Here is a 21,835-nt window from a genome sequence, read left to right on the forward strand (position 1 = left end):
CTATGACATTCGTCTTAATTCTTGTGAGCGCGATAATCACTGCTGCTTTGTTAGCGGCGTTATTCCTGATGGCACGATGTGATGATCTGTCACGCACGGTGTTATCTGATGTTATTTTCTTCGGAGCTGTCGGACTATTCCTGGTGTATTCGCTGGGAAACCGAACAACTATCACGTATGAGGTTGCGGTCTTCGCCGGGGTCCTGAGCGTTCTGAGTTCAGTTGCCAACTCACGCATGATGGTGGGGGGCCAGCGATGATTATCAATATCATTATTTCTGTATTGATCTTGATTGCCGCCATAGCATTTCTTGACGAAGTCATCGAAATGTGGCGAGCTCCCGATGCTCTCACGCGCGTCAACCTCACAGGTCCAGCCACAGGCGTGGGAGTTCCCCTCTTAATTATTGCGAACATGATTCGTTCTATTGCCGACGGCGACGAATGGTACGTCGTGCTAGTGAAATCCGTCATTGCAATCGTCGCGTGTCTGATGGTGGCCTCAGTGGGATCCTTCGTGATGGGACGTTCCGTCCACGCCGAGCAAATCAGGCGTGGACAAAGCGCCACCATGGGCAAAGGAGCAGGCTACACGGGCAAAGCCAAAACAACGACGGGAACTCCTCTGGACGGCCAAGCCGGCGCAGACACAGACTAAGCCGGGGGTTACGCACTAGGCGGAAGGCTAAGCTCGGAACCTAGGGCGTCGAAGGTGGTCTTGTTTCTTTTTGATAACATCCTCCAACAAAAGGGGATATTTCTCCACTAAAAGTTTCGATTATATTTCGGTTACTGAAGTATCTAAGAACCATTGCTACCGTTGGCCTCGACACGGAAACCACTTTCGACCCAGGTGGTCAGCCCCTCAAGGGCACCATCACCAACCCCAGAGAAAGGACTATCCATGCCAGCCAACGTCACGTCCGATTCCATCGATCGCGACAACACAATCCGCAGCACCCGACCACACGTCGGGCGTATTGCCGCCGGAGCCGCCGCCATTGTGACCGGTGCCAGCCTCATGGGTGCAACTGCTGCCCAGGCGGAAGAAGCACCCGCACCAGCTCCAGCTCCCGCTCCGGAAGATGCAGCCCAGGCTGTTCACCACGTCGTATTCAATACCCCCGAAGTCGACTGCCAGGTCACTGAGAATCCAGATTCCATCGCATGCGGAAGCAACACACCTGCCGCGCAAAGCCAGAACTCACAGCAAGCTGGTGATGGAGCTGTCTGTGGACCTGACCTCAACGCTGATCGCCCCGCCTTCGAGACCAAACAGGGCGACCCTAACTCCGTGAAGCTATCGTGCACCCACCAAGGGTTCGCGAGAGACACCACCGTACTCGACGGAAGCAGTCCGCAAACTGTCGGTCACTACACTTTCTCCTTCGAGACGGATGGCACCATCCACATCACTGCTGACGGCGGTAACAAGGTTGTCGACATAACCCCGGCAGGAACTTTCGACGCTGCCTAAATAAAGCGCCAACTCTGTGCATAAGGCGGCACTGTGATTGGTGCGCGTCTGACGCAACAATAACAGTGGGCCAACAGTGGGCCGATTCCGCCGAGGCCATGTCCCTAGGCCGAGACGGCCGGGTTCAATCAGCAAACGAAGACAAGGAGGACCAAATCCCCGCCACCACGGCGGGGATTTGGTGTTATATGGATACCAAACGGGTTTTAGGGAATTGATGAAGCGTCGCCACAGTGGGGCGGGTTGGTGTTCGTCGGTCGCTTTCTCCAGGGGTGTTAGACCAGCAGAAATGTAGGACTGTCGCGGTAGTGTTTCTCCGAGGCTCTCAGATTGTGCTATGGCCTTACGGTGGGTATCAGTCCAATCAATCATTGTCTTCACCATCCTCTCCGTTCATACGATCGCTTTCAGTGCAATCATGGTGCGACTGATAAAACTTGTCTATCAGCTCTCGTTCGGTTTGACCCGCTAAGGACCTGTCGTAGAGATCGCCCAGCTCGATATCAGCTGCTTTCCTCGTTTCATGTGTTGATTTTCATTGTTCGCGTTTTCTACTGCCCAGGTGAATCGTTTCCACCACTCAGCTCGGTTATCGCTAAGCCATTTTTGCCATAGTGTGAGGAATACGGCCACAAGGCCGCCGGCGGCGATGAACAGTTGCACGAGCCGAAACCACGCTCCTGCATCCATGCTGTTTACCACCCGCCTACTCGTTGATTGTCATTGACAAAAGGTAGTGACGAGATTTTACGGCGATGGTCCCCAATGCGGCGGTAGTCACTGTGCGACCACAGACGTTTGACGATGTGAGACGAGGGTGCGCCGATACCGCGGTAGCGTGCACCTCACCGTTTTCCTGGTGAATAATTATCGACTCTCGGTTGATCTAAAGTTCTCTCGGACATATTCGGAAGATATGACTGCAACTACCCACTGCATTGAGGAGAATAATGAAGTCACAAATTATTACTCTCGTGTTAATTATCGTATATGCGTCTACTGCTACACTTTCTCTGCCCTCGTCCCTTCGGAATTTAGGAGACCAAGCGTCAATAAAATAATTTATGTTTTGCTGCTCTTCTCAGCTTCAATGGCTAGCGGTATTATCGCTAATAAAGTAGCTCATGATTCACGGTAAAATTTATTTATGTGACCGGTGTAGTACTTGTCCGCGGACATAGCTCTCGGCATATGTGAAGCGCTGATGCTTGTCTTTGGTTAAGGAGATTCTTTCAATGGGAGAAGATTCAGAGAAGATTGCCGAGTTGGAGCAGAGGATCGAGCATCTATCTATCCAAGTCGAACGCCTCATTGACCTGCACAACCCTTTCCCATCGCCGTTGACACCGTTTCGAAAAAGAGCCATGTTAAATGCCCTCACTTTCGAACAAGAGACATTAGCTATCAAACTCTTAGGAGCGGTAAGCGCTTTCAACAAAGGTGAAAAGGTTGACATCAATCAGGGTTTACTGCCATTTCCTCACGAAACCGTTGCGCTTTTTAACGACTATGCAGACGGAGGAACAATCGACGCCAATCAAGTAAAGAACATGATAAAAACGTTCATTCCAGGTGGCGATGCTTCCGTCCACGACCTGCTCGAGGCGTGGGAGGCAGGTCAGAATAGAATTCGACCCAACAACGACGAACACCACTGATCGACTAGATAACCATCACATTAATCATGCCTACAATGGGCACCGTTCCGACGTGCCGTGGGCTGTGATCCTAGGCGTTTACTCTATCTTCTACTCTTTCCAAGGCCCTGTCTTGAACCAACACTGTCGGCATAGAGGGACATTTAGGCCGATGCGAGCTTGATACTAATCAGCGCATTCAGCGAAACACCTTGTGTTTGATTTGCAATAGCGAATTAATGATGCTTGTTCGCTGAGCGTGGGCTCCCTGGCGTGAAGCTCGGAAAGTAGAGCTATTTTTCCTCGGTCTTTTCTTTGCCGCTTTGGAAAAAGGCTTTAAAGCCTTTTTCTTGAAGCTCAGGATTCTCACGCATTCTTATCCTGAGACCGAGAATCCTCCCGATAACGGCTCCTGATAAAACAATTATGGAAATGGCATATAAAGGCATGGCCTGCTCCTTAACTATCGTGAATTTTTATCAATACAGGCTTACTGCTCATTCCCGCGAGACCGTTTCTCCAAGGGCACACAGAAAGGTCGCAGTACCCACATCTGTCAAACATAAGTGAAAACACCACTAACCAGCACAGAAGCTATTAAGTAATAACAAACGGTTGACGGGGAAAAGTTTTAGTCATTAATCCAAGACCCTGGCCACAAGAAAGACCCCACACCGCCCCGGCATCTTAACCCTTTGCTCCGCGTGGAACTCTCTGTAAATAAGCTCGGATCATAGGACTATTGGCGCTCGGCCTGACCCTTGTCCTTCTGGAACAATATTTTTAGACCTTTTCCTTGAAGCTCGGGGTTGTCTCTCATTCGTTTGATGAGACCAAGGGCGTACCCGATACTTCCTCCTGCTAAGACCACGATGAAGACGACGAATAGTGGCATATCCCGCTCCTTAATCTCTCGTGAGGGCTTCAATGGCAGGGCTTGCTACCCACGTCCAAAAGAAGGTTTCTCCGACGGCAGCTAATTCCGCTATGACCAAGTGAACGGCAGCGATAGATAAAACGTCCGCCCAAAACAGCTCATGTACGGTGCCAACCGTGGGGATTACATAGGAACACACGTTTTCTTTCGATGCACTACGGAACAGAAGCATGAGGCAGTCTTCGCCCATAATGCCCTTCCCACTCATGGGAGACGCCGGACTGAACGTCAGCTTCGAGCCAATGCGCAATCTATCAAAGTCGTAAGCACTCGGACACTACCCAGTTTAAGGATAGGTTTACTTAGCTGGCATTAGTTAGAAGGGATTCTTCACTTATACAGGGGGTAATTTGGGGCGCTAATTTGTCTGATATCGGACTATTTCCGCAGAGTAATGCTTTTAGAGTGGCATCCCCTCGAGTTCTTCGACTCTAGAAAATGGCTAAATACTTATCACCGCCAAGAGAGTGAGCCATACGAAGGGTAGCTGCACGCCGACCGAACACAGCCTCTGTTGGCGCTCATTTTTAAGGGCAACAACTGAGGCCTGAGGGGCCCCAACGTTCTCCCTACCCGGTGTAGCGGAGTACAATCTTCGTCTGAAAGCCCCTGTAGGTCCGGAGTAACCAAATATTCTTTGGGTGCGAAAGCCGGATATCAGGGATCCGGGAGTGCTGCGGGATCAATCCAGTTAGATACGTTCTTGATAGCAGTCTCATCGCAGTCAAGATCCGCCAATTCCTCTTGTTAGTCTTGCTTTACGAGGGGTTCATGGTGCGCACACCGATTTCGCAGGCGATAGACCTCATCAAACTCCGTCTTAAAATCTTCCAGCGACGGGCTGACTGCGGTATCAACCCCGTTACGCAGAAGCACCTTCACGTGGATGGTATCCGCTTAAAAGGTTGTGGTGGGCTGAGTGTTCCAGACATAGAACGCTTCGGGATCACGATGGTGAGCATATGTGCGGGTACTTGGGTGGGAAGACCACTGCTCAAGATCGTTGAAGGTCACGCATTTCATCGGGCTACAGTTTTTGACGAAAGCCCCGGAGCGATCCCTGAACCTGAAAAACGGTCACATCGCCCGGGTTACCTTTTTGCTGTATAAACCATGCGGGTATGTGCGAAAATATCTCCGGGTTAAGAGTCAAAATCCGGCGCGGATTTTTACACGGAACAGTTCGAAAATGATGTACATTGAAGGCATTGTGATACCCCGTCGAGGTAAAATAATTCTGGAGCTTTCACGGTAGGCGGTGATCCGATTTATGTTGGGCGAAACACTTCTTTTCACAACTTATTTCCTCGCTCGAGAGTCTGATCTAGAACGATTTCATAAACAGTATTTAAAAAGGATAGATAAGGCTCGAGAGATTACAGAGATACTCTATGTAACTGACGAAATCACACACGGAGGTGATGAAGTAATTCGGGAAGTCATGATGCTAGATTTCCGTAGGGATATGCGAGACTTCGGCACTTACCCATTTGATGAAGATGAATGGGGTTTGTATAGCCTTTCGTGTGTGGCTAAAGACGTTGACGAGCCCGCCAGTGAAGGGTCTAACGTGTCTAGGCTATGGTATGACCTAGCTTTGGGCGAAGAGACGGTCCCTAGGGAATTTAACAGTCGTGTAAGAGCCGTTAATGTGTCGAGCGATGGCAGAGGGTTCCCTCTGGAATCCATTGACGACTGATCGTGATCCAGAACTTCAACGAAATATCCATATGATAAACGCCATGATCGACCTCTTGATTCAGGCGTCAACGTGCAGTACCGCCGATTAACCCACTCGCTATGTCCACCGCCAACCCACCCGATGATCCATCGCAAATGGTGATCCACTCCGATCGGGGTTGTCAGTACCTCAGTCGGAACTGATGTGATGCTGCCACGACAGCGGGTTTCCACAAATCGATGTCACGGAGAGGATGCAGCGCTGATAACGCTGCATGTGAGGTTTTTCGGCCGGATGAAGGTCGAGACGTTCCACGACTACCGCTGGGAAAATAAGACCGAGTTAGTTACCGCAGTCGAAGACTATCTGAAGTTCTACAACGAAGATCGCATCACCAACATGCTGGGCGGACTAACTATCGAGGAACACCGCCGTATGATGACGGCATAACCTGTCCAAAAAGTGTCCGCACCACCTTTTGTCGTATTAACCCCGTCGCCACATGTTGCGATTGGTCCTACCCTGAATGGGGACGAGATTGGCGTGATGCTCGTGGTCCATCCCGCTGAGCAGGTGAGTATCTTCCGCTACATGGAGGCTCGAGCAAAGATCAAAAGGATAGTCAAGAAAGGAGGGGACTAACCATGACTCAGAAGAATAACCGAGAGGAATGCGCCTGCGATCTTTCCGCGTGGGCAGAATCTGATGCCGCAATCGAGGCCCTGGAAAACAGCACCACTCCCCGCGATACTGCCGAGGGAAGGTTCACCCCCTGAGGCTTTTCGTCAGGCCGACCTCGGCTAGAAGACAGAAGCCAACACAAAATAGGGCCCTCCCTACGCCGACAGGTACACCTGCCGGACGAACTGAGCACTGCCCGTGGCACCTACGCTGCCAGGCACGGTGTCAACCCCGATGAGGTTATGCGGTAGATGCTTTCTCGATTCTTGAACAATAGACCGCTGCCTAAGTGCACTGACCAGGTATATTGGGTGGTCCACGGGCTACCTCGCTTGCTGACTATTGAAGGCATTGTGATACCCCGTCGAGGTAAAATAATTCTGAAGCTTTCACGGTAGGCGGTGATCCGATTTAATATGTTGGGCGAAACTCTTCTTTTTACAACTTACTTCCTCGCTCGAGAGTCTGATCTTGAAAGATTTCATAAACAGTATTTAAAAAGGATAGATAAGGCTCGAGAGATCACAGAGATACTCTATGTAACTGACGAAATTACACATGGAGGAGATGAAGTAATTCGCGAAGTCATGATGCAAGATTTCCGTAGGGATATGCGAGACTTCGGCACTTACCCATTTGATGAAGATGAATGGGGTTTGTACAGCCTTTCGTGTGTGGCTAAAGACGTTGACGAACCCGCCATGGAAGGGGCTAGTGTATCTCGGCTATGGCGTGATTTAGCTTTGGGCGAAGAGACGGTCCCTAGGGAATTTACCAGTCAAGTAGAAGCCGTTAATGTGTCGAGCGATGGCAGAGGGTTCCCTCTGGAATCTACTTGTGACTGATCGTGATCCAGAATCTCGTCGAAAATACCAAAGAAAAATGCTGAAATGGTGACTGCATACACAACCGCAACTGCCTGATAATCCACTCACCATGGCCAGGCAGTGCAATTTTGGTTGGGTGAGTTGTTGGATGAGTCGGCCTTTCTTCTTTGCTCAATTGCACGATCTTACGGGTGAATTCATATTTTGCTCTCTGGGGTTAAACCGACATAAGAGTGCGATGCCCCCAATAATTTGCTTCAGTCGCCTATTTCTTCTCAGAAGGCTTTATCGAGAAAGCAGATGTAGCGCCTATCAAGGCTCCAGTCGCTGCCCATAGGAGGCAACTCTTAAGAGTGAAGTCGATATCCTCTGTATCACTCTGTGTCGCTCTATAGGTCAGCGTGATGTTGAATTCAGCGCGCAGCCAACAAAGGATTACACCAATGAGGGCGAATGCCACAATAATTAGAACTCTTTTCCCTGCTGTGGTCAGTGTCTGTTTAATGGTGTACTCCTAGTGTCAAGATTTTATAACTGACAGGAGCACTTTTGCCGAAGACGCCAATAAGCCCGCTACTAAAGCATTGCCGTCTTTGCCTGCTTCGGATTATGAGAGTTTTTACGTCTCTTTCGATCCACCGCGAGATTGAAGGGAACCGCGACGATGGCCCCGACTGTAACTCCTAAGAGGAGGACTCGGCTCCTATAGCTTTCCTCTATGTCAGCGGCGATGACAATAATATAGACGACCAGCAAGCTTCCGAGGATCAGGCGGGCTTGAATTGCGTACTGAACCTTGGGAGACAGTATTTCGTGACTCCTGTCGCTGTCTGAGTTACTAGGACTCTTCTGCAGTTTACTATCCAGACTGTTTTATCCCACTAACCAAGCTCGACATGCGTCTTACGTCTTTCTTCCTAAAAGGATGCAAGTAGCCGGTCAGACGATAGTAGCCGATCCGGCGAATCCCCTCTCTAGCTCGGAATACGTCACTGATAACGAGGCCCCCGGTGGAATAATTCCTGAATTTAGCCTTCAATACTGAAACGGGGTTTGCAATAACGCGGCATCACGATTCTCCCCATAACAAAAATCAGCCCGAGCCACCAACGTGGCGAGCTGGCTGATCATAATGAAGTCAGAATAACCCAAAATATCCCCAGCGTAGAGGCCAATAACCGGCCCGCACGCTGGGGATCATTGCGGAGGTAGAGGGATTTGAACCCCCGGTCCGTGTTAGGGACGCTCGCTTTCAAGGCGAGTGCATTCGGCCGCTCTGCCATACCTCCAAGGGTTTACATATGTGCTGTACGTCAACTCCCCCACCATCGAAAACGTCGAGGAACGACATGACATGGGGGTGCTCTCAGCACAACGTGACTATGTTAGCCCATCCATACCGGCAACACCAAGCTCGGGAGAAGCTCCTTCCCAGTGTGGTACATGACGGGATAACTTGCTCAGATTGAGCAGGCGCGAACTCTCTGTTGCACCTACTTGCCACACTGAGCAGGCGCGAACTCTTTCTGATGCGCTTTCACCACAGCAGCGAGGTCATTCAGAGCAGATTGTCCTGTCTCATACGTTCCGTCCGACGGGTGAGCTGCTAAAGCAACAGCTATCCGTCCCGTCGGACCGTCGAAAAACCCAATCTGCCTGACCAGATAGGCACCATCTTCATCTGGCCCCCATCCACCTTTAAAGTGAGCGCCAGGAATAGTGCCCAGCCCCCAACGCTGGTCGGGGTTAATCTGCCCCATTTGTTCGATGACAAATTCCGCGCCCGACACGCAGGGAAGGTTCGCTGCAAACAAAGCAGAGTCCTCCACGGCCCATTGTGTCTGCCCAAACCCTGAATAGTGCGGACGGATCGCGTCGATCTGCACCTTTGTGTTGGGGTTACCACCGTCAGCTAAAACTTGGTGGACGGCTTGTCCGGAAGCCTCTCCGCCGCCCAAGGATCGCCATAAAGCGTCGGCGGCGTCGTTATCGGAAGCACGAATGGCATCCTGAACGTTCGCCTGGATGTCGTCGGAATTGTTATTGCGGAGGGCAGCGATAGCCAGCGGGACCTTGATGGATGACCACGCGGGGTAGGGATCGACGTGCCCGAAACGTCGGACCTGCTTGCCATCGGAGACGGCCAACTCCGCCATTCCCCCGTATTTCTTAATGACCTGGTCAACGGCTTCTTGCATGGGTGCGTCGGCTTTACCGGATAACTCCGGGGTGCCTGCCTCCGTATTTTCGATGGATGGGTGCGGGCCGGGCACACTGGGCGGCAACGTATCGGCATTCTCTGGCACCGATGATGGTGTGGAATCGGCTCGGTCCGGGTTACCGATTGTGCAGGATGAGAGCATCACTCCCGACGCGACCAGCCCGGCGACACACATGCGAAACCGGCGACGACGGTGCGAGCGTGACGCAGCCCTTCCAGGTAAGTTGCCCATCATTGAATGTAAACCCTTTCGTCGTCCGGACCCTCACAGGTGACAAAACCACCATTATCGCGGCAGTTCATGGCGATATTCCGCCCACTAACTGGGCTTTTCACGTCCACCGTCATGTTTGTGTTCAGCGTTTTGACGTATTGCTGGGCGAAAACCCTCCGCGTCGCCACCGCAAACGCTGCGGGCGTGCTGTCGGACCCGGTGTACGCCAGGTTAAACTGCCCGGCCTCGTCATCCTGGATGGCGGCCGCGTTGGCGGGGATAGCATCGTCGGGGAGCGGAGCTGTTGTCGGCCGGTTCTTGATGGTGGACAGCCGCACCTCCTGATCGCCTTTCGGTTCGCCATCGCCCTGTTGGTGTGTGGAACCGCCTTGTTTGTTCCCATCGCCGCCGCCGGTTTCATCGCCGTTCTGGTCATCCGCGGTATTCGACGCCGTGTGGTGGCTATTCGAGGCCCCGGGGGTCCCTAAAACGCCTGATTGCCATGCGGCGAACGTTCCGCCGAATAGCGCGCAGGCAACAACACCCACACCGATGGAGGCTGCAGCAACTGAGTGCCGACGCCGTTTCGACGGGCCCACCGGGACGGACGATTTGGCTGGTCTCGAGCCAGAAGGCCGACGAGAGACGTGGGAATCGGAGGTGTCGGGTTTCTTCGATGCCGCGGGTTTTGTCGGGCTGGGTTTTGCCGGTGTCTCCGGCTTTGTCGGGCTGGGTGGGGTTGGTGCCCGTTTATCCAGTTCAGTTGTGGAGGCCGGGGTCGTCGGAGGTTTCTTCGACGAAGTCGGGCTTGTTGTCGATTTCTTCGACGACGCCGAGCGGGCCCGCTCCGGGATGTAGCGCTGCGGTGCCCCTGATTCCTCAGGAGACAGTGTGCGGGGAGTGTGCGGAGCAGACTTGTCCTGCGCCTTGTGTCTGCCACGAGCGTCCGCGTCCTTTTTGCCACGCGTCGTCGTGGTGGACGACGTGCCGGGAGACGTACTGGGAGCCTCGGCGCCCTGCTTGCCGCGGGCCAGAAGTTCCGCGACGGTGACCTGTCTACCACCGCGTGACGTGCTCTGATGCGAGGAATACCGTCGGCTATTTTTCTTCGATTCGCCCTGGTCAGCGTCGTTCTGTGACGCGAAATCCGCCTGCTCGATGTGGTTGGTGAACCACCGTTGGTTAGATTCGTCACGAGCAGAACGTGCGTGCTTATTCGCATGTCTGCCCATGAGTCACCTGTGCCCTACGCGGTCGTCACCTTTCCGGAAAGCTTTATTATGCGCAATCTATAGCAATTTATACAATGCAGACGCGCATTAGCATTCCAAACAAGCCTATACCCAGGCGAATCGAGCATCCCAATACAGGCGCTCCAAGCGCGTGCTCTTAGCGCGAGCTTTAAACGCGTCCAGCCGTCGGCATCGCCACCATCGATAATGGCGAGGTTTTAGGAGATAATGACGATCGCATTATTGCCACCGTCACACCGCACAAACTGGCCATTATCAACGCAATCCATGTCATACATGCGGTGAGTTGTTGGGCTATACACATCCTTTAGCGAGGCATTCAATTCGCCCGTCGAAAGATAATTCCGTACGAATGCATCCCGAACATTCTTTGCAAAAGGCGCCGTTGTTCGCCCACCCATCACATACACATTGTTTAAATTCCCGGCTGGTTCATCGTTTTCCGCCGAATTATTTGCGGGAGAGACTCCCGACGGCAAATCGGGGTATTGAGGGCGTCCCGACGAACCGTCCACTCCATTACTCGTATCTCCGCCCGACGTTTGGCCGCCGTTACTATTGCTGTCGTTCTGACCCGCGGTGGTGTTTTGTCCTTGATTGCCGGGAGGTTGAGCATTGCCATTATTCTGTCCCGCGTCGCGCGATTGGGTAGAGCTGGCCTCATTATTCGACGTATTGAACCAACCCTGTTCACGCCCGAAGAAGAACAGACCCACCACGGCCACAAGCGCGACCACCGCGGTGATAAGCGTTAAAACTTTTCCGAGCGGAAATCCCGATGTCCCCGAACCCGCTCCGACCGGCGCGGGATCCATACGCAGCATTACCGGCGTACTGTTGTTGGTCGTACTGTTGGCCTTGCCCGTATTGCGTCGAATATTGATTCGGCTGCTGGTACTGACCCTGTTGCGACGTGCCATACCCCTGCGCGTAGCCCTGCCCATATCCTTGGGCGCCATTCTGGGCCTGACCATAGCTCTGCCCATATTGCCCTTGCTGAGCAGCAGACGCCCCCGGAGGGGATGGCTGAAACTCCGTCGTTTCGGTCAGGTCGTAGTTCGCATCCTTGGCTGCTGCATTGCCACTACCCGACTGTTGGGAGTTGCCATTTGGTTCGTAACCGTATTTCGGCGGGACGCCTCCGTTGGAGCTCTCCCCCGCATCGCCCCACGCGTCGCCACTCCCATCTGACGAGTGCGAATACCCGAAACCGTCCGAATCAGACGTCGAATTATCGTTATTCCAGTTATCCGAGGAGCGAGGCATGGGCTTTCCTTCTGTTCATCGCTGTACCGGTTGCCGGAACCAACACAGCTGGCTCTTAGCACGACTTACCTATAGCGTATCGAAATATACGCCTGCGCACGACGAACCCACGCCTCTACACTCGACGTCATGAAGGCAATTATTCAACAAGACACCACGGACCCAACCTCGTTGGCGTGGACCGACACCGACGACCCCACGCCTAGACCGGGCGAAGCGCTCGTCCGAATCCACGCCGCCGGTGTCAACCGCGGCGATGTTCTCCAAGCCGCCGGGCATTACCCACCGCCGCCCGGCACGTCGGACATCATTGGGCTGGAAGCTGCGGGAACGATCGAAGCGTTCGGGCCTCCCGTGGAGTCGTCACATGAATCAGGCTCGACGTCGGCAGGCGAACAATCCGGCACGCAACCTGTCAAACAGTGGAGCGTCGGCGATCAATGTGGAATGCTCCTGGCTGGCGGCGGATATGCGGAACGTGTCGCGGTGCCTGTAACCCAACTCTTTCCCGTGCCGCGCGGATGGTCACTCACCGACACGGCGGGGGTGATTGAGGTTGCCGCAACGGTGTGGTCGAACCTGGGCATGGTCGCTGACATGCAGAAAGACCAGACCGTGCTGATCCACGGCGGGTCGGGCGGCATCGGCACGTTCGCCATTCAGCTGGCTCGCGCGATGGGGCTGACCGTCGCCACCACCGCAGGCAACGCCGACAACCTGGAGCTTTGCCGTTCGCTGGGCGCGGATATCCTCATCAATTACAAGGACGACGACTTCGTCGCGGTGATGAAAGAGCACGGTGGCGCCGACATCATCCTGGATATCATGGGCGCGAAATACCTGGACAGCAACGTAAAAGCGTTGGGCGAGAAAGGCCACCTTGTCATCATCGGTATGCAGGGCGGCGTCAAGGGCGAGCTGAACATCGGCCGGCTGCTATCCAAGAGAGGGTCGATCACAGCGACGAATGTGCGCGGCCGCTCCCTCGACGACAAAGCCGCCGTCGTGGCGGACACGATCAAACACGTCTGGCCTCTTTTGGAGGATGGAACCATATCCGCGCAGGTCACGAAAACACTTCCTATTGCCGACGCGGCCGAGGCTCACCGGCTACTGAAATCCCGTGAGGTCACCGGGAAAATCGTGTTGACCGTGGAATAGGGCCCGACGGTTGGGTGTGGGACCCGGCCAGCCCTGATCAGCGGAGAACCGAGACCGATCTCAACAGATGGTCGACGTCGTGGGCGGTGTTGTACGGCGCCAGCCCAACCGTCAAGGCCCCACCGGACTCCGTGACACCCATAGCGTCGAAGAGCGAATCACTGTCCGCCACGCCCACGATCACTCCGTTATCGGCCAGGCGCGCCTGGGCTGCCTCCGCCGACATCCCGGGGATGATGAAACTGATGCGCGGCACGCGTTCAACATGCGAGGACTCGTCGTCAAAACCGATGACGTAGACGCCCAAATCCTTCAACCCGTAGACCAAATGCGCTGCTAGAGCCGCGAGATAGGTGTCGATCTTCGGCATGGTGGACTGCAACCGTCGGCGCCGCGTGCCCGTCGCGGAATCGTCGAGACCCGCCCAGTGATCAACCAGCGCCGCCAAGGACCCGCACAGTGCCGCCTGCGGAGGATCCCACTCCACCAGGCCGGCACCGGCATGACGGCCATGCCCCTGAACAGCAGAAACACCCAGCGAAGACGAGGAGACAGACAAGGAAGAACTCCATCCCCGACGCCGCGGCGGACGCAGACGATCAAACATTGCCTCATCGCGGAACACCAGTGCGCCGAGCTCAGGCCCGCCCAGCGGAGCCAAATCCAGGGCCACCACGTCGGCACCCCACGACTGAATCTCCACATGCCGATAGGGCAGCACATCGGTGGCGTCGACAATGGTCCACGCTCGCGGCGAAATGCGGTGCACCGAGCTAGAAATAGCCTCCACATCAGTGACCGCACCCACCAACGCATGGGCGGCGGGCAGGGCCACAATCGCCGTCGACGGCGATACCAGCGACGTAAACTGCCAGGCAGGAAGCGCACCCGATGCGAGATCGGCCTCCGCCCACTTCACCGTCGCCCCATACAAATGAGCGGACCGCACCCACGGATCGATGGCCGAATCCGCGTTGCTGCGGGCCAGTACAACCTCGGTACCGATGCCGACGCGGTGGCTCAGGCAGTCCGCCAAGTTACGGAGCAGCGCCGCGCGGGAGGGGCCCAGGACCACCTGGTTGGCCCGGGCACCGACCAGGTCGGCAACAGCCCGGCGCGCCGAGGCCACATAGGAATCGCCAATCGGCGCACCCGACTTCTGACTTTGAGAATGGCTACCCGACGTTGCCTCAACGGCCGTGCGCAAGTGGGCGTTCCTGAACGAATACGTCGCCGCTGTGTTCACTCGCTCCGGAATCTGCGCCTGTTCCTGCGCGTTTAAGTACACCCAGCCCTCGCCTAACCAAACATAGAGTCCACGCGCGTGGGCGACGTCGAACATGGCACACCTTTCCTTAGACGAACTGGGGACACGGTTCATGCAGGCCTCTACCGCTATTCGCTTAACACCGCGACGCGTCATGATCACTGACCCACCGCACACAATAACGGTTTAGTAGCTCCAGGGTAATCTACCCGTCGCTGCTGACACGATGAACATCAGCAAGGCACACCACTGGGATTAATAACTGCTTGTCCCATCACACAGGTAGGGTACGGATTATGGCTGACATAGAACCAACTGAGGGCACGGCCGCGAACAACGCCGGCGCGGGTTCCGCTGAAGCCGGGGGAATTGCGCTTCACCGAGCCCCTCAGGCCGACATCGATCGGATGATTAAAGAGCCCACCAGCTCTATACCGCCGTCGCAATCGCAGACCCTCCGAGCAGCATGGGCCGACCTTGTGCGCGGCTTCCAGTCGTACGAGCTGTGGTTGTCGCTGGGGATGCAAGACATCAAACAGCGCTACCGTCGCTCAGTCCTTGGCCCACTGTGGATCACGATCGCTACTGGTGTCATGGCCTTAGCGCTCGGATTGCTCTATTCATTGCTGTTCAACATTCCGCTGCATGATTTCCTCCCGCACGTGACCGTCGGGCTCATCATCTGGGGTTTTATCTCCGGGTGCGTGATCGAGGGGGCGCAAACATTCATCGCGAATGAGGGGTTAATTAAGCAGCTACCAGCGTCGTTATCGGTTCACGTCTACCGGTTAGTGTGGCGACAGTTCCTCTTTTTGCTGCACAACCTCGTGATCTATGTTCTGCTGATGATCATTTTCCCGCGTCCGCTGGGGTGGGATTGGTTCCTCTCCATCCCCGCGCTGGCGCTGATCGTCATTAATGGTGTGTGGGTTGGCATGTTCTTCGGGATTATCTCGACCCGCTTCCGTGATATTGCGCCACTTCTCGAATCGCTCATTCAGCTGGCGTTTTATGTCACGCCGATCGTGTGGACGATGCAAACATTGCGCGATCGTGGCGGTGCCGCCGGTGAGCGCGCCCGCATTGCCGAGCTCAACCCCCTCATGCACTACCTCGAAATCGTCCGCGGCCCGCTCACCGGTGTTCCGGTCATGTGGTACAGCTGGGTGATCGTCGGTCTGTGTACCGTCGTTGGCCTGCTCATCACGACGATTGCGATGCGGCAATGGCGTGGCCGCGTGAGCTACTGGGTGTAAACGCGATGTCCGATACACGCATAGCCGCCTCCGCGGTACACACAACGGATCATGGGGACAGGAGAAGCCACAATCATGGTCAGTATTGATACCTACAATGCGTGCGTCGATTTCCCCATTTTCGACGCCAAATCACGCTCGCTGAAGAAAGCGTTCCTCGGAGCTGCCGGCGGAGCCATCGGCCGGAACGCCGACAACGTCGTCGTTGTGGAAGCGCTAAAAAACGTCAACCTCCACCTTCAGGACGGCGACCGCGTGGGGCTCGTCGGCCATAATGGTGCTGGTAAGTCCACACTGCTGCGCTTGCTGTCGGGGATCTACGAACCCACCCGCGGGTCTGCGGAGGTTCGCGGGCGCGTGGCCCCGGTGTTTGACCTGGGCGTCGGCATGGACCCCGAGATCTCCGGCTACGAAAACATCATTATTCGCGGCCTTTTCCTGGGGCAGACGCGCAAGAAAATGCAGGCCAAGATGGATGAGATCGCCGAGTTCACCGAGCTAGGCGACTACCTCGACATGCCGCTGCGCACCTATTCCACCGGTATGCGCGTGCGCCTCGCACTCGGGGTCGTGACGTCCATCGAACCAGAAATTCTTCTTCTCGACGAGGGCATCGGCGCTGTTGACGCCGCGTTCATGGCGAAAGCACGTGACCGGCTCCGCGACATGGTGGAACGCTCCGGGATTTTGGTGTTCGCCTCCCACTCGGACGAATTCCTGGCGCAATTGTGTACATCCGCGTTGTGGGTGGACCACGGGGAAATACGCCAGGCTGGGCAGGTGGACGATATCGTCGAACAATACGAAGGGCCCGAAGCCGCTGAACAGGTGCGTCACGTGATGCGCGATATGGCCATTGAACACGCGCAGAAGAACGGTAGCGTGCCGGTGTCTAACGTGAAGACCTCCGAGCAGAGCCCGTCGTCGGAAACTGCCCTATAACGCGTTCCTTATAACCCGTTATCCGGCGCCCAATTCCGCAGGCTTTTAGCGGGTTATTTCGCAGGTTATTGTGCAGCCTGTCCTTGCCCACGCGGGCATGTGCGATACTAACCGCATGCCTCTTTCTTCGTCGGACCGCATTGCCGCTGTCATCGTGACGCATAAACGCCGTGACCTGCTGGCTAACTCGCTGCACATTGTCGCAAGCCAAACCCTGGCACCGGAGTGGGTTGTCGTGGTGGATAACGGCAATGAGCCCGAAGTCAAAGACCTCGTAGAGAGCGTCTGCGCCGACAGCCCGACCTCGCCGACGCCCGTCTACCTCCCCTCGCGGCACAACCTCGGCGGAGCCGGTGGTTTCGCCTACGGATTCTTGACTGCACTCGCCCTCGGTGCCGACGCTATCTTCTGCGCCGACGACGACGGCCGGCCGGAAAACACCGAGGTTCTGGCCACATTAATGCGTGTTGCGGAACAGCACGGGCTTGAGGAAGTCAGCCCCGTGGTTGCCGGGATTGAGAACCCCGACCAGCTGGCGTTTCCAGTTCGCCTACCCGGCACCGTCGAATGGAAACGGAAGCGGAGCGAGCTGGAAGGTACCGAGAACGGCACATTCATCCCCGGCATCGCATCGCTGTTTAACGGAGCGTTGTTCAGCGCGAATGCCGTCGACCAGCTGGGAGTGCCCGACCTTCGCCTGTTTATCCGTGGCGACGAGGTTGAATACAACCGTCGGCTCAACCGGTCCGGCCTCCCTTATGGGACGACCCTGGAGGCCGCCTACCTGCACCCAACAGGGGCGGACGAGTTCAAACCCATTTTCTTCGGGAAAATGCACACGCAGTATCCCGATAACGAGAACAAGCGGTATTTCACGTACCGCAACCGTGGTTATCTGATGAACCAGCCCGGCATGAGGAAACTTATACCCCAGGAATATGCGCGTTTCGCCTGGTTCTTCCTTATCCAGCGGAAAGATCCCAAAGGTTTTGCCTCCTGGTTGAAGCTTCACCGCCAGGGGCGTCATGAGCGCTTCACTCGCCCTTAGCGCAGAGGGCGGGGGTGCATAGCCCCCTCTTCATTCTTTAAGCATTGTCTGACCTATCTTGTCCGAGTACATTAACCATGCACGGACAGAAAAGGAACGTCATGCTTATTGCGAATCTCCTGCTTGCTCTCCGAGAAGGCTTTGAGGCAACCCTTATAGTGGGAATCCTTTTCGCCTACCTTAAAAAAGCTGGCCGGCAAGATGTCTACCCCAAACTATGGCTAGGTATCGGTCTTGCAGCCCTGGTACCCCTATCATTCGGCGCCATCCTGACGTGGGGACCGAAAACACTCACCTTCCAGGCACAAGAGATCATCGGCGGAGGCCTCTCCCTTGTCGCGGTAGCTCTGGTCACCTGGATGATTTTTTGGATGGGGAAGAATTCCCGCCAGATGAAAGGTGAACTCGAGGGCTCCATGGCGAAAACCCTCGGCGAACACGAATCCGGCTGGGGCGTCGTATGGATCGCCGTCCTCGCCGTCGGCCGCGAAGGCATGGAAACCGCGCTGTTCATCTGGGCCACCGTGAGGTCGTCGATCGAAAACAACGTGGCGGCCACCACGACGGGCGTCGTGCTCGGGCTGATTATCGCCATCATTCTCGGGTGGGCAGTGTACAAAGGTGCAGCTCGCATCAACATGCGCATGTTCTTCGCAGTCACCGGCATTTTCCTCATTTTCGTCGCCGCTGGTATTTGCTCCTACGGCATCGGAGACCTCCAAGAAGCCGGGGTCATTCCGGGCGTCATGAACCACGCATGGAATATTTCCCATCTCCTGCCCGAAAACACGTCCCCGCTGTACTGGATTTATGTGGTGGGGTAAGCGATGTTCCAAATCAACGTGCAGCCCACCGTCGCGCAAGTTATTGCCTGGTGGGTGTACCTGGTGCCTGTCCTCGTGCTGTTCATCCTGCAGATCAGGGGCAAGGTTTTCGCTCCTTCAGCGCCTTCAACCTCTTCAGCCTCAGCGCGGTCTGCAGCACCTGCCACCGACAAATAGCCCTGTTCCCTCACCGTTCACTGTTCCCCCGTTCCCCGAGAGAAAGCCATCATGACATCTCACTCGCGCTCCCCACGCATCATCGCCGCGACCATCGCATCCGTCGCCACCGCTCTCACGCTCGGCGCGTGCACGGATAATCCCCAGAACTCGTCCAGCGATGACAACACCAAAGCCGACCAGACCATCCAGGTCACCATCACCGACGATTCGTGCGAACTGTCCACGTCGGAAGTCCCGTCGGGCGTCGTCAAGTTTGAAATCACTAATAACGGCACAAAGCCCAACGAGCTCGAGATTCTGGCCGAAAACAAACTCCAGATTGAATCAGAGCAAGAAAACATTGGCCCCGGAACCACAGCAAACCTGACGACCGCGTTGAAGCAGGGGTCGTACCACACGGCGTGCAAGCCGAACATGGTTGGCGATTTTGTCGGGCTCAAGGATTTCACGGTCACCAAGGGCAAAGAAGTCACACTCACTGACGACGAAAAAGAGGCTGAGGACCGGGCGATCACGAACTACACCGCGTATGTGAAGGACCAGGTCGGGCAGCTGCTCACCGGGACGCAGGCGTTTACCGAGGCCTACACCAGCGGGGATACCGAGAAGGCCAAGCAACTGTTCCCGCTCGCCCGCGCGAATTATGAGCGCATCGAGCCCACCGCGGAGTCCTTCGGTATCAAGGAAGCGGGCGACCTCGACACCGCGCTCGATGCCCGCATCCAGGACCTCGCCGCGGACGCTGGCAAAGATGTCACCGATAAAGACGTACTCAAGAAGTGGACCGGCTGGCACCGCATCGAGGCTGACCTGTGGGGCGGGGATGACTTCCACTTCGCCAATGACGAGGACCGGAAGAAGGCCGCTGACCAGCTCAATGAGGACACGAAGAAGCTGTATGACCTTGTCTACGGCAACCTTGAGGGAACCGACGGCAAGTTCAAACTGGACCTTTCCGACGTCGTTGACGGCGCATCCAGCTTGATGGAGGAAGTGGCCACCTCGAAGATCGTCGGGGAAGAGGACACGTTCTCGCACACCGACCTCTACGACTTCAAAGCGAATGTTGAGGGTGCCACGGTTGCCTACGGCAACGTCGCTGACCTGGTGAAGAAGAAGGACGCGGACCTGGACAAGAAGATCACCCGCGCGTTCGACAAGGTCAATAAGCTTATCGACGACCAGAAGACCGGCGAGGTTACTGGCCTGGGCGACGAATTCGATGGCGACCCGACATACAAGCCGTATGACGAGATCGCCACCGTTCAAAAGGACGCGGGCGAGGCGCCTAAGGAGTCGGATTACACTGACACACAGCGCGACTTCTCTGACGCGATCAACGGTTTGTCTGAGCCATTGTCGCAGGTTGCGGGCACGATTCTGCACTAGCAGACGAGCGGGCGCGCCTGAGCGGGTGCCGCTCAGCGGGCGCATGTGAACGGGCGCGCATACCCCTGACAAGGGTTATAGGCACGTGATGAGGAGGAAATGGTGTCACCCCACAAGGACAACCCTGAGCGTGGTTCGAAACCGAACCGTGGTGGTCGCGAGGAATCGGGCCGCGATGTCGCCGGACAAGGCCGCGGTGACGTCGGGCCTGATAGTCCAGCGCATGAGCCGGCAGGTTCGACGGACGCATCAAGCGGCACGTCGAGCACGTCTGGCACCGAGGAACAGGGCCGTACGCGGGGTATTTCACGACGCCAACTCTTCACTACCGCCGGGTTTGCTGGCCTCGCCGGAATCGCCGGCGCGGGCATCGGCGGGTTAGCCGTCCATGCTGCGGAAAACAAGGACAAATCCGACCCAACCTCGCTCGTCTACCCGTTCCGCGGCGAGCACCAGCAGGGAATAACAACTCCTGCGCAAGACAACATGTACACCGCCGCGTTCGACATCACGACGGACGACGTCGACGACCTCAAGGACATGCTGACCTCGTGGACGTCGGCGTCGGAGCAAATGTGCGCAGGGGAGCTGATTGGTGGCGAGCCGAACGCCAACCCTAAGGCCGTCCCGAGGGACACTGGCGAGGCGTGGAATTACCCCGTCGGCGGTTTGACCATTACTTTTGGCTTCGGGAAGGGGCTTTTTGTCGACGACGACGGTAAGGATCGCTTTGGTCTGAAGGCGAAGATGCCGGATGTCATCAAGGAGGGGATGCCCAAGTTTGCCAATGAGGCGCTGCGTTCTGAGCAGAGCGATGGCGATCTTTTGGTGCAGGTGTGCTCCAATGATGCGCAGGTGTGCGTGCATGCGATCCGGAATCTGACGCGGATCGGTTTCGGCACTGTGCGGCTGCGGTGGGGGCAAATCGGGTACGGGCGGACGTCGTCGACCAGTACTGATCAGGACACTCCCCGGAACTTGTTTGGGTTTAAAGACGGCACTCAGAACATCAAGAGCGACGAAACCGATGCGCTGGATAAAGACGTGTGGGTGACGGATGGGTGGATGGCCGGCGGCAGTTACTTCGTCGCCCGGAAGATCCATATGTATCTCGAGGTGTGGGATCGCGTGATTTTGGAGGAGCAGGAGGATGTGATCGGGCGTGATAAGCGCTACGGTGCTCCCCTGTCTGTTGAGGACCCCTCCGATGATCACGAGTTTGACGACGTTGATTACACTGCCCGGCGCGGCGGGAAGCTGGCTGTACCAGCGGATTCTCATGTGGCTGTCGTTGCCCCGGAACACAACAAAGGCCATCGGATGCTTCGGCGTGGATACAACTACACCGATGGGAATGATTCCTTGGGCAGGTTGAACGCCGGATTGTTCTTTATTGCGTATTCGAAGGATCCGCGCAAGGGGTTCTATCCGATCTTGAAGAAAATGACGGAAAAGGACGCCATGACTGAGTACCTTCAGCACCAGGCGTCTGCTTTATTCGCTGTCCCTGGTGGGATTAGGGAGGGCGATTCGATGGTTGGCCAGCGACTATTTGAATAGACCGCGCCCGAGGA

24 protein-coding genes and 1 tRNA gene are annotated in these 21,835 nt (G+C 55.8%); 16 read left to right on the forward strand and 9 right to left on the reverse strand.

What is annotated here, in order from left to right; genetic code table 11:
- The first annotated feature begins 2 nt into the window (after positions 1-2).
- The 4 genes from JMN36_RS04350 (at position 3) to JMN36_RS04365 (ending at position 3,135) form a co-directional block, all read left to right on the forward strand.
- The gene (locus JMN36_RS04350; RefSeq protein ID WP_012732620.1) at positions 3-260 is read left to right on the forward strand and encodes a monovalent cation/H+ antiporter subunit F; all 258 of its coding nucleotides are present in this window, start codon (positions 3-5) and stop codon (positions 258-260) included.
- A complete protein-coding gene (locus JMN36_RS04355) occupies positions 257-658 on the forward strand; it encodes a Na+/H+ antiporter subunit G (protein WP_012732621.1) in 402 nt (133 codons plus the stop codon). The genes JMN36_RS04350 and JMN36_RS04355 overlap by 4 nt, the downstream gene beginning before the upstream one ends.
- A 246-nt stretch (positions 659-904) precedes the next feature.
- Entirely contained in the window at positions 905-1,477 is a 573-nt protein-coding gene (locus JMN36_RS04360) for a hypothetical protein (protein ID WP_221923922.1), read from the forward strand.
- A 1,235-nt stretch (positions 1,478-2,712) separates the two neighbouring features.
- The gene (locus JMN36_RS04365; protein ID WP_012732623.1) at positions 2,713-3,135 is read left to right on the forward strand and encodes a hypothetical protein; all 423 of its coding nucleotides are present in this window, start codon (positions 2,713-2,715) and stop codon (positions 3,133-3,135) included.
- Between the two features lie 272 nt (positions 3,136-3,407).
- On the opposite strand, the gene JMN36_RS04370 is transcribed toward JMN36_RS04365, so the two are convergent.
- From JMN36_RS04370 to JMN36_RS04380, 3 genes are all read right to left on the reverse strand, one after another.
- Positions 3,408-3,563 (reverse strand): hypothetical protein, encoded by a 156-nt coding sequence (locus JMN36_RS04370; RefSeq protein WP_012732624.1) that lies wholly within the window; start codon positions 3,561-3,563, stop codon positions 3,408-3,410.
- A gap of 290 nt (positions 3,564-3,853) precedes the next feature.
- Positions 3,854-4,009, reverse strand: a complete 156-nt coding sequence (locus JMN36_RS04375) for a hypothetical protein (RefSeq protein ID WP_012732625.1) — start codon at positions 4,007-4,009, stop codon at positions 3,854-3,856.
- Between the two features lie 10 nt (positions 4,010-4,019).
- The gene (locus tag JMN36_RS04380; RefSeq protein WP_148209691.1) at positions 4,020-4,259 is read right to left on the reverse strand and encodes a hypothetical protein; all 240 of its coding nucleotides are present in this window, start codon (positions 4,257-4,259) and stop codon (positions 4,020-4,022) included.
- A gap of 1,767 nt (positions 4,260-6,026) precedes the next feature.
- Between JMN36_RS04380 and JMN36_RS04385 the strand changes: the two genes are divergently transcribed.
- The 4 genes from JMN36_RS04385 to JMN36_RS04395 all read left to right on the forward strand — a co-directional run bounded on the left by JMN36_RS04385 (position 6,027) and on the right by JMN36_RS04395 (position 7,258).
- The gene (locus tag JMN36_RS04385) at positions 6,027-6,182 is read left to right on the forward strand and encodes an IS3 family transposase (protein ID WP_204087685.1); all 156 of its coding nucleotides are present in this window, start codon (positions 6,027-6,029) and stop codon (positions 6,180-6,182) included.
- A 12-nt stretch (positions 6,183-6,194) separates the two neighbouring features.
- Positions 6,195-6,374 carry a hypothetical protein gene (locus JMN36_RS04390; protein ID WP_204087686.1) on the forward strand — a complete coding sequence of 60 codons (180 nt, stop codon included), beginning with the start codon at positions 6,195-6,197 and terminating at the stop codon, positions 6,372-6,374.
- Positions 6,375-6,376: 2 nt separating this feature from the next.
- Positions 6,377-6,508, forward strand: a complete 132-nt coding sequence (locus JMN36_RS10880; protein WP_269091282.1) for a hypothetical protein — start codon at positions 6,377-6,379, stop codon at positions 6,506-6,508.
- A gap of 321 nt (positions 6,509-6,829) precedes the next feature.
- Positions 6,830-7,258 (forward strand): hypothetical protein, encoded by a 429-nt coding sequence (locus JMN36_RS04395; protein WP_204087687.1) that lies wholly within the window; start codon positions 6,830-6,832, stop codon positions 7,256-7,258.
- A gap of 1,185 nt (positions 7,259-8,443) precedes the next feature.
- Here JMN36_RS04395 and JMN36_RS04400 read toward each other — a convergent pair.
- From JMN36_RS04400 to JMN36_RS04420, 5 genes are all read right to left on the reverse strand, one after another.
- Positions 8,444-8,529 (reverse strand) — tRNA-Ser (locus tag JMN36_RS04400).
- A gap of 204 nt (positions 8,530-8,733) precedes the next feature.
- On the reverse strand, positions 8,734-9,696 hold the full coding sequence (locus JMN36_RS04405) for a serine hydrolase (RefSeq protein ID WP_148209692.1): 963 nt from the start codon (positions 9,694-9,696) through the stop codon (positions 8,734-8,736).
- A complete protein-coding gene (locus tag JMN36_RS04410; RefSeq protein ID WP_204087688.1) occupies positions 9,693-10,907 on the reverse strand; it encodes a hypothetical protein in 1,215 nt (404 codons plus the stop codon). Before JMN36_RS04410 ends, JMN36_RS04405 begins: the two co-directional genes overlap by 4 nt.
- 218 nt (positions 10,908-11,125) lie before the next feature.
- A complete protein-coding gene (locus tag JMN36_RS04415) occupies positions 11,126-11,653 on the reverse strand; it encodes a hypothetical protein (protein ID WP_204087689.1) in 528 nt (175 codons plus the stop codon).
- Positions 11,619-12,194 (reverse strand): hypothetical protein, encoded by a 576-nt coding sequence (locus tag JMN36_RS04420; protein WP_204087690.1) that lies wholly within the window; start codon positions 12,192-12,194, stop codon positions 11,619-11,621. The genes JMN36_RS04415 and JMN36_RS04420 overlap by 35 nt, the downstream gene beginning before the upstream one ends.
- A gap of 129 nt (positions 12,195-12,323) precedes the next feature.
- Here JMN36_RS04420 and JMN36_RS04425 point away from each other — a divergent pair, with 129 nt between their 5' ends.
- Positions 12,324-13,355, forward strand: coding sequence for an NAD(P)H-quinone oxidoreductase (locus tag JMN36_RS04425; RefSeq protein ID WP_204087691.1), 1,032 nt, complete (start codon positions 12,324-12,326; stop codon positions 13,353-13,355).
- A gap of 37 nt (positions 13,356-13,392) precedes the next feature.
- On the opposite strand, the gene JMN36_RS04430 is transcribed toward JMN36_RS04425, so the two are convergent.
- Positions 13,393-14,697, reverse strand: coding sequence for an aminotransferase class V-fold PLP-dependent enzyme (locus tag JMN36_RS04430; protein WP_041628947.1), 1,305 nt, complete (start codon positions 14,695-14,697; stop codon positions 13,393-13,395).
- Between the two features lie 332 nt (positions 14,698-15,029).
- Between JMN36_RS04430 and wzm the strand changes: the two genes are divergently transcribed.
- From wzm to efeB, 7 genes are all read left to right on the forward strand, one after another.
- Positions 15,030-15,878 (forward strand): galactan export ABC transporter permease subunit Wzm/RfbD, encoded by an 849-nt coding sequence (wzm, locus tag JMN36_RS04435; protein WP_204088814.1) that lies wholly within the window; start codon positions 15,030-15,032, stop codon positions 15,876-15,878.
- 75 nt (positions 15,879-15,953) lie between these two features.
- Positions 15,954-16,820 (forward strand): galactan export ABC transporter ATP-binding subunit Wzt/RfbE, encoded by an 867-nt coding sequence (gene wzt, locus JMN36_RS04440; RefSeq protein WP_012732633.1) that lies wholly within the window; start codon positions 15,954-15,956, stop codon positions 16,818-16,820.
- Positions 16,821-16,935: 115 nt separating this feature from the next.
- Entirely contained in the window at positions 16,936-17,868 is a 933-nt protein-coding gene (glfT1, locus tag JMN36_RS04445; RefSeq protein ID WP_041628948.1) for a galactofuranosyltransferase GlfT1, read from the forward strand.
- A gap of 101 nt (positions 17,869-17,969) precedes the next feature.
- On the forward strand, positions 17,970-18,692 hold the full coding sequence (gene efeU, locus JMN36_RS04450) for an iron uptake transporter permease EfeU (protein ID WP_236881685.1): 723 nt from the start codon (positions 17,970-17,972) through the stop codon (positions 18,690-18,692).
- A gap of 3 nt (positions 18,693-18,695) precedes the next feature.
- Positions 18,696-18,869: a hypothetical protein gene (locus JMN36_RS10690; protein WP_236881684.1), complete on the forward strand. Its 174-nt coding sequence runs from the start codon at positions 18,696-18,698 to the stop codon at positions 18,867-18,869.
- Between the two features lie 51 nt (positions 18,870-18,920).
- A complete protein-coding gene (gene efeO / locus JMN36_RS04455; RefSeq protein ID WP_204087693.1) occupies positions 18,921-20,261 on the forward strand; it encodes an iron uptake system protein EfeO in 1,341 nt (446 codons plus the stop codon).
- Between the two features lie 99 nt (positions 20,262-20,360).
- Positions 20,361-21,821, forward strand: coding sequence for an iron uptake transporter deferrochelatase/peroxidase subunit (gene efeB, locus JMN36_RS04460; protein WP_012732637.1), 1,461 nt, complete (start codon positions 20,361-20,363; stop codon positions 21,819-21,821).
- The last annotated feature ends 14 nt before the right edge of the window (positions 21,822-21,835 follow it).

It is taken from the genome of Corynebacterium pseudokroppenstedtii (genome assembly GCF_019754945.1).
GTDB lineage: Bacteria > Actinomycetota > Actinomycetes > Mycobacteriales > Mycobacteriaceae > Corynebacterium > Corynebacterium pseudokroppenstedtii.